The sequence below is a fragment of the Shimazuella sp. NTD250 genome (assembly GCF_059510375.1).
On the sequence record NZ_JCAJZS010000006.1, the window covers coordinates 34,678 to 48,736 of the forward strand.

The window sequence follows — 14,059 nt, forward strand, 5'->3', positions numbered from 1 at the left end:
AAATGTAGATGATTTTTCATCTGCTGATGAAGAGGATAAGTTATGAAGAAGCTGATTTCCCCACAATGGGACCCATGGGACGCTTGGAATACAGTACAAATAAAACAACGATATGAATTGACAAGTATTGAGTTTACGGTTACCAATCTTTGTAACCTTCGCTGTGAGCACTGTGCAGTGGGAGAGACGCTGCTTGAAAAAGAAATGCCTTTTATTTCTTTGGAAAAAGTATTTAGACGGCTAGATGAAGTAGAAACACTACAAACAATCAGTTTAACGGGTGGGGAGCCTGTTTTTCATCCTGATACCGTAGAAAAAGCCATAAAACCGATTCTGCAATATGCGAAAAAGCGCGGGATTTATACACAGTTGAATACAAACTTAACGCTGCCATACAATCGATACGAAGATTGGGTCGAAGATGTGGATGTCGTCCATATATCTTATAACTACCGAAATGATGAAGATTTCCACCGAATGGTCTATGCCAAAATGGATCGAATGGTTTCTGCAAAGGTAGCTGAAAGAACATTTACGCTGATGAAAGACAATGCGAAGAAGTTAGCAGATAGTGGTGTATTTGTCTCAGCAGAAACATTTTTGAGCCCATTTACAGCTCCTCATATTTTAGACATGCATGAAGAAATTGTTGCAATGGGTTGTCAACGACATGAGGTTCATCCTTTATATCCTAGTGATTTCGCTAAAGGGATGTCTTTGCTTTCATTAGAAGAATATCGCCATGCAGTAGAAGGTTTGATCAAGGAACCAAAAACTTGGATCTTATTTGGCACGCTTCCTTTTTTTCCATGTAGCGATGATAAACGGGATCAAAGTTTATGGTTAGAGTTGCACCAACATCCAGACATTACGGTAAGACAAGACCCGGATGGTAGAAATCGGTTAAATATAAATCTATTTACTGGGAATGTGACTGTTACTGATTTTGCAGAGTTACAATCGTTTGGCAACATCTCGAATCAAAAATTAGTGGATATTTTTCATAATTGGTTACAACATCCACAAGCTAATCGATTGCATTGTATGTGCCCCGCAGCAAAATGTACAGGACCAAATCTGCTCGTGGCGGACAGTTATTATCCGGAGTGGGATTTTGAAAATAGAAAATCGCATATTCAAGTTAGTTAGATTCGAATGAGAAGGAGATATACTATTCATAAGTATCTGATATAATGAACGAGCACGTTGGAATCAATGATACATAGGAGTGTCGTGACTCATCCGCTCATTCAGCAGTTGCGGGAAGATGCAGGAGGATGCGAGGAGATCGCCAAGTTGATGGCTCCAAGTGATCCAGCGTTGGCTCTAATCGCCTTGGAATTGGCTGCAGATAAAAGAAGAGCAGCTGAGATTGCTTTCGTCTTGGCAACAATTGTTGATCAGGCGCAATCAGCAGGTTATTTGACTGACTTTTTGGAGTAGGCCTGCGAAGATCCGTCAAACTAACAGTTACCGGACTTACCCTGGCGCTACCTTTATATGGGTTGCGTCAGGGACATCATTTATGAAAATGTCAGTTAAAAATCAAGAATTTCTAGGCAACCTGAAAGGGTTGCCTTTCTTAATAGTCAAAATCCAAAACTCAAAGATGGAATTAGAAAATAAAAAAAATGTCGATGTTCATCCTTTCTTCTACTTAATAGAAGGGGAAATGGAACCATGAGAGAAAATATAATATAGGAATAATTTGTCATAAATAGGAAAATAACAGCATGTTGCTATCAGTGTTATGGAGGGGATTTCTTGAAAATTGCAATCACAGGTTCAACCGGAATGGTTGGTCAACGTTTGGTTCAAACACTAAGTGATCAGGGACATGAAATCTTTCGAGTCGTACGTTCACGCAATGCGCATGTAAAAGAGTCAACTATTTCATGGGATCCAGAGAAACAGTTCTTGGATTTGCAGCAATTGGATGGTATGGATGTGGTTATTCACCTAGCTGGTGAAAACATAAGTAAACGGTGGACAAGAACACAGAAAGAAAAGATTATGCAGAGCAGGGTACAAGGAACGAAATTCTTATCCTCTTCTTTGGCTCAATTAAAAAATCCGCCAAAATGTCTGCTTTCAGCATCTGCTATACACTATTATGGAAATCAACCTCATTCTAAGCTATTGGATGAGAACAGTGATCGAGGTGCAGGTTTTTTATCGGAAGTAGTTCATCAGTGGGAAGCTGCTACAAAACCAGCTGAAGAAAAAGGTATCCGAGTTGTACATATGAGATTTGGTGTAATTTTAGATAAAAACGAAGGAGCGTTAAAAAAGATGTTACTTCCATTTCAAATGGGATTAGGGGGAAAAATCGGGACAGGAAGGCAAGCATTTAGTTGGATTGCTCTAAATGAAATACCTGAAATTATTCAGTTTTTAATAGAAAAGAAAGATTTGAAAGGTGCAGTGAATATCGTTAGTCCAGAACCTGTCACCAACTATCGTTTAACGAAAACATTGGGAAGTGTATTAAACCGACCAACTGTTTTACCAATACCAGCTTTTTTGTTAAAAGCGATATATGGTGAAATGGCAGATCAATTGCTAATAGACGGGATTCGAGTATCCTCTAAAAAATTGATAAATAGTGGATATACTTTTGAGTATTCGGACTTAAAACGAACCTTGGAGCATATGTTTAACAACTAGAAGGGGGAGTGATGGTGAAAGAACGTAGGCATGCTATACTTTCGTTTTCTGTCTTTCTATCTATTTGTTTCTTGGTGGCGTTAATTGGAGCCTTGATGACAGAAACAGGGGGAAATAGTTGGTTTACTGGGCTGCAAAAACCAACTTTTCAGCCACCAAATTGGATATTTGGACCTGTATGGACTGGATTATATATTTTGATTGCAATTTCAGGGTGGCTTGTTTATATACAGGAGAGGACTCCAATTCGTAAATTTGTGCTGCAAGTCTATGTTGCGCAGTTGATTTTAAATCTATTGTGGACGTTTTTGTTCTTTGGTTGGCAATCTTTGTTACTATCATTAGTAAGTATTTTCATATTAGTATTTACTATATTCTATTATATTGTCATTTCTAGAAATCTATCGAAATGGGCAGCTTTGTTATTTGTTCCTTATGCAATTTGGGTTACGTTTGCTGCTCTGCTTAATTTATCATTATGGATACTAAATCCAGTTTAATAGGAGAAGCAAAAATGAAAATATATCGAATGGAGCATACCCAATATTTAGATATTCCCTTGGAAGAAGCATGGGATTATTTCTCAAATCCTGTTAACCTTTCTGATATTACCCCAAGTTGGTTACGTTTTCGGGTAGATAGTTCATTACCGAAAAAGATTTATCCTGGACTAATTCTCACTTATCAGATAACCCCAATCGCCAGAATCCCGATTACTTGGGCAACTGAAATAACACATGTGAAAGAAAAAGAGTACTTTGTCGATGAACAGAGATTTGGACCATATGCGTTTTGGCACCATCAACATCATTTCCGACAGCTACATAGTAGTGTAGAGATGACAGATATTGTGCATTATGCCTTGCCATTTGGGATTATAGGTCGATTGTTTCATCCCTTAGTCGTGAAAGATAAAGTAAAAGATATATTTCAATATAGAAGAAAGAAAATAAAAAAAATATTTTTGCCGATTGGCGAAAATTAAGTTTTTTGCAACTGTCCTCCAAGTTAGAAAAGAGGGCTATTTTTTTGCTCATCGGAAGTTCGACAAATGATTATTGTCGAAATGAAACATGATTTGTCAAGACCTAATGTCCGAAAAATATGAAAAAGTGTTGAAATTGAGGCTTGTTCTGTAATAATATAGAGAAAAGACGCACATTTAGTTCTATTTATTTTTAAAATAAGAAGCAGGAAAGACAAAATTTGCTGAATGATGTTCGACAAGATTTGGTGAATTTGGCCAAATCTTTTTTCGCTCAGGATTTGAAGGAGGCATTCCGTTGCAAAAGGATCCAAAACGAGTATTGGAATCTTTACGTATTGAAGAAGAAGATCCACTCTTACATCACCGCCCTAGGAAGTTTCGCAAGCGAAAAAATGAGTTGAGTCAAGTATCCAATACAGCAGTTCTTTCTCTTTGCTTGGTAACAGGATTGTCTTCTGGTGTAGGTAGTGCATTTGCAAATTCGTTGGATGGGAATCCTCAAAATAAAGCACCTTTGGACGAACCTCCTTCCAAAGTCGAACAAAATGAAAATGTTGAACTACCCCAGATGAAGGTTCCACAGACGAAATCTAGTGAGATTATACCAAATAATCCGCCATTAGATGAGCCTGCGTCCAAAGTTACAGAGCAACAACCCGATATCAGTGAGAACAAACATAAACATATAGAAAAGGGTAATAGCCAGACTTCAGAGCAGCAGAAGAAAGAAACAACTGAATCCAAACAAAACAAAGAGCAAACCAAACCAAAAGAAGACGAAACGAAACAACAAAAAGCACAAGAGAAAACATCAAAGAATGAACAGTCAACAAAACCTGCCGAAAAAGAGAAACCTACACCATCCCATTCCTCCACAGAGAAGCAACCAAAAGCCAAAGGAAAATCAGTTACACCGCAAGTTGGTTCGACTCATGATTCTAATGAAGTTGAGGAAGATGGTAGTACGGAAGTAAACAAAACAGAACAGTCAGATGTTCTGCTTCCCCAAACGGAAGAAGGTGGGGAGTTACCTCAAACTGCAGGAAATGATTTAAATCAAGCGGCATTAGGTGCAGGTGTTGCATTAGCAGGGGCTTTTTTACTTAGACGTAAACGTGAAAAAACGGAATGAAATGGGACCGTATTATCGCTCTATTTATTGTTACAGCAGGAGTAGCATATGGAAGCTACTCGCTCATCCTATACTTCCAAAAATTACAAAATAATGAAACGGTTATTTCGACTGCAGAGGTTGTAAAACAAGAAGAAAATGCCAAATTGTCAAGTGGAAAATTACCAATTATTGTGCCGAAAGATCAAAGACCTAAAACTGGACAACATTTTGCAGATTTGATTATCCCTCGTTTAAAAGTGAAAATTCCTGTGATTGAGGGAACGGACGAAGATGAGCTAAGCGTGGGTGCAGGACATTACGCAGGTAGTGTTCTACCAGGTGAAGGGGACAATTGTGTAATCGCAGGTCATCGAGATACCGTTTTTCGTCGGATGGGACAATTAAAAACTGGAGATCTTCTGCAAGTATCTTCTAATCAAGGTGTATTCACCTATCGGATACGGAAAATGTGGATTACTAATCCTGATGATCGCACTGTTATTGTCTCTCGTGATGAACCGATATTGACATTATCAACGTGTTATCCATTTTCTTATATTGGACCTGCTCCCAAACGTTACATAATTGAAGCTGCACTAGTGAAGTAAATTTAGAGGAGATTTTCATCCATGAATCGTTTAAGCAAACAAAGGATGACTAGGTTTTTATTCTGGGGGTTGCTAATCTATACTGCTTTAAGTTCTACAATTGCATGGTCCATTCAGTTTGGATTGATACCTGTAGAACCAAGAAAAGTACAAGCGACAGATGAGCAAAAAATTCCTACCACCGACACACGTGAATTAGCTTTTGCAGAGCAGTTTACAAAAGAGTATTTTTTCTGGACACAGGGAAAAGAAGACAGCAGAAAACAAAGGCTACAGCCGTTTTTAATCAGTAATATAGATGTACAAGCTGGGCTAGATATGACTGGTGCGAAATACAACTCATATACCCAGAATATAAATGCATGGCAAGCAAAAGATCGTGGAGATGGAGTGAAAGAAGTAACCGTTTATGCAGAAACGATTTTAACAAGTTTATCCAATCCGTCGGATCAAAAAAGGGTCGATCGATATTTGGTTGTTCCGATAAAAAAAGCAGGTGATTCTTTTCGAGTAGTAGATCTCCCATACTTGATTCCCCCGCCTGTTGCTAGTGATATTGCAATAGATGATCCGGAATCAGAAGGAAGCCCTGTTTCTGGAGAAATTGCAAATCAAGCGGAGACTTTTATGCAAACGTTTTGGAAGGTATACACAAATGGAGAACCGCAAGAAATAGCTTATTATTTTAAAAATAAACAAGCATCTGCTGGTTTAACCTCCATTGAAAGTTTTGTGAGTATGGATAATTTGAGTGTCACACAAGTAGATGATCAATATGTGGTGAACTGTAATGTAACCCTAAAAGATGAACAGACAGGGGTACAACTTGTAAACCACTATGTTTTTACCCTAGTCAAAGAAAGTGACCGTTGGTATGTGATATCAATGAAACAAGGAGAGATATAGAATGTTTGATATGAGTACCATTCTGACGTTTTTGGCTGCGGAGGGACCAGGTAAAAAATTAGAAGCATCAATGGGCAGTGAAATTGGCGCAATTTTTATGCTCATCATTATATTTGTAAGTGTGACCTTATTTTGGAAACGTGCATTTACAGCATTCTTAGGTTTTGTTCTCTTTGCAATGCTGGTTAGTGTGTTTGTGTTTAAACCGGAATTTGTACAGCAAATGGGACAGAATGGATTCCAATGGTTATTTGAGGCTTATTTAAAATGAAACAAATTAGGATTTACAACCAAGTATTTCGAATCGAAAAAACGGTTTATTCGATTCAGGGGATTCCTTTACCAATCCCCGTCTCTTATAGACAATTAGGATTTTTTACAGGTGCATTGTTTATCATGCTTTTATTAAATACGTTGCCAATGATGAATTGGTTTGGAAACTATTATCTAGTGAAATTTTTAGGAATACCTATTTTGGTTTCATGGTTTTTCACTCGTAAAACATTGGACGGAAAAGCGCCTCATCGTTTTTTATTTCGTTACTTTGAACATCTCCTTTCTTGTCGTTATTTTGCCCGCTATCAAAAATTAAAAAAGACAACCGACGAAAAGTATCAATATGAAGGTGAAGTTGCTTTTCGTTTCAACAGTGGAGGTGACAATATTTGAGCACCTTTCCTTTCCCGCTTAAATATTTTGAAAAAAATATTGTATTTGCCCAAGATGGAACTGTTACAGCCTATTATGAACTTGCAGGCTATACCTATGATTACCTCACAGTTGATGACAAGCTTAGCCTCCATGGGAAATTGGAGGCTTTTTATTGGAACATGAACGCGGATATTCATACCTTGATGATTCCTGTTTCAGAAGATCTTGAAGAGAAAAAATTGATTATGAAACAATCTTTGGTTTCAGAATTGTTACAGCCTGGCGAAGATCATATCCAAGCAAGTTTAAAACACTTAAAGGAAAAGGAACTAAACCAGTATCGTTATTTTATTGGTATTAGGCTTAAAGAAACTCAAGTATCTGGTCTATCATTCTTTCGAGAAATGTCCTATGCGTGGAGAGATTTCAAAAGATATTTGTTAAATAGATCAGGAACAGATTTCCCTGAGATTCTTGAAGAAGAACTTCTTGCCTATCAGATTCAGGAAGAAACTATTTTTTCTCGATTGAATGGATTTTTATCAGTCAAACGATTAAAAACAAGTGAGTTAGAATGGCTTATTCGTAGAGGTTTTTACCGGGGTATTGGTGACCCCCCAGGAAGATATCAATGGAAACCAAAAGCAGTATCAGTAGAAGTTAAAGGAAAGAAGGCAATTCGACCGACTAGAGACATTTTAACTTTAACAGAAGGGAGATTCGATGCATCTGGAGGGCGTCAGTTAGTTGTAGAACAATTCGTATCAGGAAAACCACGACTTGGATACATGGCTTTTTTAACTGTTTCCCACATTCCAGATAAAGCCCCAGTACCAGGGACAGAATGGCTTTATTCCTTACTTAAGCTCCCATTTCCAGTGGAAGCATCTGTACGGACAGAAACGATTGAATATAGGAAGGCACTATCTCAGGTGCAAAATAAAAAGAAAGAATTAAAAGCTGAGGACGAACATGCTACTGAAAGTGGTGAAGATACATCCTTTCATATTTTAAATAGTAGACAAGAAGCACTGGAATTAGAGAACAATTTAAGAGTAGACAAGTTTCCTTTGCTACAAACATCTATCGTCCTTTGTGTGTCTGCTAAAAGTAAAGACGAACTACAACTGAGAATACAATTAATCAAAGATTTATATAGTGAAATGATGGTACAAATAGAAATTCCTTATGGAGACCAGTGGCGAGGTTTTAATGAATTTTTGCCTGGCAGTAAACGTTATATCACGGATTATGTTCACCACATGGACCCGACGGCATCCGCTGCTGGAATGCTGGGTGCAGTTAGACAATTGGGTGATGGACAAGGATTTTTTATTGGAATGTCAAAAAATTCACCAGTGTTTTTTGAACATGATCGTGGACCGAAAGATAAAAAATTGAGTACTACTGCATCTGCTGCTTTTATTGGATCACTAGGTGCTGGAAAATCATTAGGAGCAAACCTACTTGCATATCAAGCCTTATTAAAAGGTTCGAAAGTATTGATCTTCGATCCAAAAGATGAAAGAGGGCACTGGCCACAGATGCTGCCTGAACTCGCTCCGATAGCGAATACGATCACTTTGCGTTCAGGGATAACAGATCGTGGAAAATTAGATCCACTCATGGGCGCTAAGTCACAACAAGAGAAATTTGCGGCAGCTGAAACAGCAAAGAGAATATTACAGTTTTTAGCCAGAGCTGCTGATGGCACTTACGAAGCTATTGTACTTGGGAAAGTAGTGGATCAAGTAATAAAAGCAGAAAAACCTTCTATGACAATGGTTTTAGAAGTATTGATGGAAGGTATTCAAAAGTTACCAGAAAAAAGACAGGATAGTTTAGAAGAAATAATCGATGTCTTAAGTTATTTGGCAACTTCAGGACAAGGACAACTCCTCTTCGGTGATGGAACACAAGAGGCGATTGATTTATCGAAGCCACTTACTATATTGCAAATTGAAGATCTACAGCTTCCGGAAGAGAGTCAAACTGATTTTGGTCGGATGGGCATAGCGTTATTAATGGCAATATCTGATTTTTCTCGCCGTTTTTCGAATCAATCTTCTGACCAATTTAAGATGGTTGTATTCGATGAGTCATGGCGCTTAGCTAAAGTTCGCGAAGGTCGTGCGATATTAGAAGAACTAGTAAGAACTGGACGGAGTAAAAACTCTGCAATTTATCTCATCAGTCAAAATGCGAAAGATATGTTAGGGGAAGAGATAAGATCCAATCTAGGATGTCGTTTTGTCTTTCGCTGTCGAGATAATAAAGAAGCGGAAGCAGCTTGCCATATATTAGGAATAGAAGTGAATGAAACTAATATTGAAAAAGTAAGAAATCTGCCAACGGGTACATGTCTCATGTCTGATCTTGAAAAACGAGTAAATGAATTAGAAATATGTATTATGGAGGACAGACTCCTAGAAGCTTTTGATACAAGACCAGGATCAAAAAAATTACATATTGAGACAAAGACTATGAAAGTTTAGAACTATCGACTTTGATTATCGTTATACATGAAGAATTCTTCCCTCTAGTGAAACGATATCTATGTGAACGGTATGATTCAAAGTCAATAAATATCCAACCTAGAGGTGGAGAGATCTCATGAAAAAGTATAGCAAATGGTTGGCTGTTGGAATATTGGTTTGTTACCTGTGGACATCCATGCTAGGGGAGGCTAGTGCTGAACCACAGGTTTCATCTAATCAAACAGGGTACAATTTTATGTTTGATTCGTTAGTTCATTTTCCGGAGGAAAGGATAAAGGCGGCCAAACTAAAAGGATATGATGTCAAATATGCAAAGTACAAACCGAGCAGGTATTATTTAGAGATTCAATTTCCAAATGATGATGCCTGGGATTTAGGGGGCAATCTCTCCGACTCGGGATATGCCTTAGCTCATTCGTTCATTGTAAATTCTGTTTGGCAGATGATATTGATTTGGGATTTTTTAGTTATTTCAGGAGTTGAGAACGGTTTTTCACTAGATATCGTCGATATATTTGCTAATAAAATCGATGCTATTATCCAAAAGTTTGTTGGCTTTAATGGGCATGTTGTTGGAAATACCGGTATATGGGGCAACTTTTTAACTTTTATGATTTTATTAGCAGGTGCTTGGATTGCATATAAAGGACTATATAAACGAGATACATCAAGTGCTTGGACCGGTATAATTGGAACTATTTTTATTTTAATGGTCTCTTTGGCCTTTTTTAACAATTCAAGTGGCATCATGAAATATTTGAATGGAATCAGTAGTGGAATTAGTCAAGAGATTATGGGTGTTGGACTACAAGCAGACATGGTAAGTACAAATCAAACTGATGAAAATTCTTCAGGAGATATTAATTTAGGACGACAAAACCAAAAACAATCAACAGCTAATTCAAACAAATATTCCTCACAAGTCTCTTCCTTTGTAGTAGCAGATAAGCTATATGATATGTTGATTTACCAACCTTATCTTATGCTGCAGTATGGGAAAACTTCTGGTGATCCTCAGCTGAAACCAGAACGTATTGGACGTATTTTAAATAACAAGCCAGGGAGTCAAGCTCGAATACAAGCCGTAAGAGAAGAGAGCTTAGGAAATCCTGCTCTGGGGTATGAACCAAATGTAATGGTAACGAGTTTAGGTGTATTCCAACGCTTAACACTGCTTGGACTACTGGCTGTATCTCATCTGATATTAGGAGCAGTATTTCTATTTGTTGCAGGAGCTATTTTGGTATATCAATTTATCTTTGTCATTTTTGCACTCTTTGCTCCTTTCGCCTTTTTAATGGCACTCTATCCTGCTTGGTCAGGACTAGCGATGGATTGGAGTAAAAAATTCATTGGCTATCAAATTTTGAAAATTGTTTTGGGTGTGTTGTTGAGTATGATCTTAACTTTGTCACAGATCCTATATAATTTAACTCCTCCTCAACAGTTTGGTTATGCTTGGACAATTATTATGCAGCTTATATTGACTGTGGGTATTATTTGGAAGCGGAATGAGCTTATCAGCATTGTGAATGGATCGCTTGGTAAATTTACACAGTATACCGATAATTCTAGTGATTTAGGAAAACAGTTTAAAAAATATTTACAGACAGCGACAACAAGGATTGAAAAAATTAGATTTCCAAGATAGGTGGGAGAAATATGAGTTGGTTAAAAATGCCGAAAGGCGGACCTGATGACTTGGCGAAAATACCACGCTATGTATTGTTTTATGCTGTATTACCATTAGCATTTCTGTTTCTCCTTTCAAAAATTTGGGATTTTCTACAACCTAGATTAGAAGGGAAATCACCTGATACTTCGCAGGCAGTTAGTTCCGTAAATTCAACCATGGAAGCTTCTGGGAACTTTATTTTATCTTGGTTGCCGACTGTTATTTTAATACTTGTTTGTATTCCTCTGTTGTATATCCTAATTAGATGGTTAATGGTTATGTATTACCGACAACAGGCCATTAAAGGTGTGAGATATCTTCGGATCTTACCAGCAGATAATATCGAGTTAGAAATCGATAAAATTACTACTATGACTCGTACATTTGGTGGGATGATTCGTCATTTGACTCGACGTATCCAATTTGGAAACCCATGGTTTCGGATTCGTTTTGCAATCCCAACTGGATCAAATGAAATTGGAATCTATATGGCTTATCCAAAAGATAAGAAAAATAGTGTATTTGATACGATCCAAAGTGTTTATCCATCAGCAGAGATTCACGAAATAACGAAAGAGCAATTTCCGGAGCCAGAGAATGGTGGTTCAGGTGGTATTTTCACTTTTCAATTAGGAAAAAGAAAAGGATTACCATTAGCATCATTGGAACAGAAAAAAGAGAGTCCCATTGGAAATATTTTAAATTCGCTCCGGCCAGGTACATTTCTCGATATCCAATTTTCTCCAGTAAGTTGGTCTAAGTTAGAAGATCGTTCTGAAGATGTGATGGATAGTTTCAAAGATAAAAAAATATCGGAGATGGAACCAGAAGAAAAAGCCCGCAGAATCAGTTTGATGAAAAGGCTAACAGGTAGAGAACTCTCTTTTAAAGTAAGAATGAGTTTGTGGTCAAATCATGAACATGCTGTTTCTATTGTTCGATCATCTGCAAATGCGATTGAAACAGCAATGAATTATGATGGAGCAATTCGATTTTGGCCGCAAAAAATTTGGAATCCACTTAAAGACAGAAACCCAGTTCCGTATCCATATCCCTCTAGTTTTATGATTTGGGATGGAAATGAATTGGCAAATTTATTTCATTTGCCACCTTCGACACATTGGATTTATAAAGAGCCGGAGAAAATGGATAAGAATAGCCGTGGATTTCTCTTGCACTTGGTAAATGATCAACGAACGCTGGAAGATGAGGAATTAAATGAAGGAGTTCTCGTAGGGGTGGCCAAACACCCGTTACATGCTCGTGAGGTAAGGGTTAGCTACAACCAACTCACCAAACATTTCCTTCTCTCAGGAACAAGTGGAATGGGTAGGTCGAGTGCATCTACACAAATTATTCAGTCCATGATTGACGATTGGTTAAAAGACCCCGATAATCATCCTGGATTCACCATTTTGGACCCAGCACGTGAAATGATTCCTATTATTGAAAATAGACTTCGGTTTTTAGAAGAAAATGGAGAGAAAATCCCCAAAGAAAAAATTCATCACTTTAATTTATCGAGCGACACATCTCATGTGGTTGGTTTAAATTTATTAGCAAATCCTAATGAAATACCAATTGATCAGATTGCGGAACAAATAGCAGAAGTCTTGCTGCACAAACACGGGAAAAGTGAATCACTCACAAGGATGAAAAGATTATTAACTTTGGCCGTGCATAGTTTGATGGAGCATGATGAACGACATACGATCTTATGTGTAGATGAATTTTTCCGAGATCCAACATTTCGTGCAAAGATTATTCAAAAAGGAAAGGATCCATATGTAAAACGTTTCTGGACAAAATTGGATCAACAAGAACTAAAAAGGGAAGTAGAAGGGATTCTCAATCATATAGACCCATTGTTACAAGATCCTACTATGCGTAGAATGTATCTGCAAAAAGAGATGACGCTAGATATCAATAAGTATCTCGATGAAGGCCATTTAGTATTTTTTGATCTCGATGGAATGAAGGATCACGAATTAAAGGTAACAGTTGGTCAACTAGTAAATCACTATTATCAAGCAGCTATTAAACGTCCAGTGGGTGCAAAATTTCATCTAATGATGATCGATGAAGCTCATATGATTCAAATTCCTTTATTTACAGAAATCTTGTTGAGTGATGATAAATGTGATTTAGGTATAGGGCTGGTAACAAGAGAAATTGATCAGTTTAGTAATGAAGAGCTTATGCAAGCAATGAAAGGGAATATTGGAATGATTATTAGCTGCGCACAGTTAGAAGGCGCAGATGAGATCGAAGATTTGACCCGAAATCATCTAAAAGCATCATTTGTAGAGAAGTTAGCAGAACGTACAGCAGCTGTATATATTCATTCAAAAAAGAACCAGCGGAAAACAGTAACAACTTGTGTAGTTTCCAATTTACCACCCTCTGTTTTTCAACCAGACGGAAAGATTGCCAACTATAAGACAAATGAACGGAAAGAAGCATTTAAATGGGGATTGGACTGGGGCATCAAAAGGATGATTGAATCAGGGGAAGCTAGAGAGGTAGAGGAATTGGATAAAGAGATCTCTCATTATATGGAGCAACAACGTCAAGAGTTAACTTAAATAATGTTAACTTCTGATGATGCTGTGATGGGAGGTAAAGTAGATGTTAAAAACTCTTCACGGATTTGGTCGTTCTGTCTTACCCTTTTTTGAAGTAATTCTCCTCAGTTTTGTATTAGGGATTGCTCTTAGATCTTCGGCAACGGCAATTGTTGCTTTCTTGTTTATGATTGTGACGGTTTATTTTTGGTCATCTTTAGTATTATCGTTTGGTTGGGCAATTGCTACTATATTAATTCTGGCAAATTTGATTCCTAATCAATCGATTATTTTTCAAGTTATTATGGGTGTAGTCGTTGGTGGATTACGTTATTTGATATTAAAGATAAGACATAGACTATAGAGTTTCTTCTGTATACAAATAAAT

The 14,059-nt window shown here is 37.4% G+C and carries 14 protein-coding genes; all 14 read left to right on the plus strand.

Annotation, left to right across the window (positions count from 1 at the left end; translation table 11 throughout):
• The first annotated feature begins 42 nt into the window (after window positions 1-42).
• The gene (yfkAB, locus tag AC5WOF_RS15075; RefSeq protein WP_496050778.1) at window positions 43-1,149 is read left to right on the plus strand and encodes a radical SAM/CxCxxxxC motif protein YfkAB; all 1,107 of its coding nucleotides are present in this window, start codon (window positions 43-45) and stop codon (window positions 1,147-1,149) included.
• 84 nt (window positions 1,150-1,233) lie between these two features.
• The gene (locus AC5WOF_RS15080; protein ID WP_496050779.1) at window positions 1,234-1,443 is read left to right on the plus strand and encodes a hypothetical protein; all 210 of its coding nucleotides are present in this window, start codon (window positions 1,234-1,236) and stop codon (window positions 1,441-1,443) included.
• Window positions 1,444-1,764: 321 nt separating this feature from the next.
• Window positions 1,765-2,667, plus strand: coding sequence for a TIGR01777 family oxidoreductase (locus tag AC5WOF_RS15085; RefSeq protein ID WP_496050780.1), 903 nt, complete (start codon window positions 1,765-1,767; stop codon window positions 2,665-2,667).
• Between the two features lie 14 nt (window positions 2,668-2,681).
• Window positions 2,682-3,167: a TspO/MBR family protein gene (locus AC5WOF_RS15090; protein ID WP_496050781.1), complete on the plus strand. Its 486-nt coding sequence runs from the start codon at window positions 2,682-2,684 to the stop codon at window positions 3,165-3,167.
• 14 nt (window positions 3,168-3,181) lie between these two features.
• Window positions 3,182-3,652 carry an SRPBCC family protein gene (locus AC5WOF_RS15095; protein ID WP_496050782.1) on the plus strand — a complete coding sequence of 157 codons (471 nt, stop codon included), beginning with the start codon at window positions 3,182-3,184 and terminating at the stop codon, window positions 3,650-3,652.
• Between the two features lie 298 nt (window positions 3,653-3,950).
• A complete protein-coding gene (locus tag AC5WOF_RS15100; protein WP_496050783.1) occupies window positions 3,951-4,787 on the plus strand; it encodes an LPXTG cell wall anchor domain-containing protein in 837 nt (278 codons plus the stop codon).
• Window positions 4,784-5,377, plus strand: coding sequence for a class D sortase, LPxTATN-specific (srtD, locus tag AC5WOF_RS15105; protein WP_496050784.1), 594 nt, complete (start codon window positions 4,784-4,786; stop codon window positions 5,375-5,377). Before AC5WOF_RS15100 ends, srtD begins: the two co-directional genes overlap by 4 nt.
• A gap of 21 nt (window positions 5,378-5,398) precedes the next feature.
• On the plus strand, window positions 5,399-6,283 hold the full coding sequence (locus AC5WOF_RS15110; RefSeq protein WP_496050785.1) for a conjugal transfer protein: 885 nt from the start codon (window positions 5,399-5,401) through the stop codon (window positions 6,281-6,283).
• A gap of 1 nt (window position 6,284) precedes the next feature.
• Window positions 6,285-6,554, plus strand: coding sequence for a hypothetical protein (locus AC5WOF_RS15115; RefSeq protein ID WP_496050786.1), 270 nt, complete (start codon window positions 6,285-6,287; stop codon window positions 6,552-6,554).
• Window positions 6,551-6,952 carry a TcpE family conjugal transfer membrane protein gene (locus AC5WOF_RS15120; RefSeq protein WP_496050787.1) on the plus strand — a complete coding sequence of 134 codons (402 nt, stop codon included), beginning with the start codon at window positions 6,551-6,553 and terminating at the stop codon, window positions 6,950-6,952. Before AC5WOF_RS15115 ends, AC5WOF_RS15120 begins: the two co-directional genes overlap by 4 nt.
• A complete protein-coding gene (locus AC5WOF_RS15125) occupies window positions 6,949-9,429 on the plus strand; it encodes an ATP-binding protein (protein ID WP_496050788.1) in 2,481 nt (826 codons plus the stop codon). The genes AC5WOF_RS15120 and AC5WOF_RS15125 overlap by 4 nt, the downstream gene beginning before the upstream one ends.
• A 118-nt stretch (window positions 9,430-9,547) precedes the next feature.
• Entirely contained in the window at window positions 9,548-11,083 is a 1,536-nt protein-coding gene (locus AC5WOF_RS15130; protein ID WP_496050789.1) for a CD3337/EF1877 family mobilome membrane protein, read from the plus strand.
• Window positions 11,084-11,094: 11 nt separating this feature from the next.
• Window positions 11,095-13,692, plus strand: a complete 2,598-nt coding sequence (locus AC5WOF_RS15135; RefSeq protein ID WP_496050790.1) for a helicase HerA domain-containing protein — start codon at window positions 11,095-11,097, stop codon at window positions 13,690-13,692.
• 43 nt (window positions 13,693-13,735) lie between these two features.
• The gene (locus tag AC5WOF_RS15140; RefSeq protein ID WP_496050791.1) at window positions 13,736-14,035 is read left to right on the plus strand and encodes a hypothetical protein; all 300 of its coding nucleotides are present in this window, start codon (window positions 13,736-13,738) and stop codon (window positions 14,033-14,035) included.
• The last annotated feature ends 24 nt before the right edge of the window (window positions 14,036-14,059 follow it).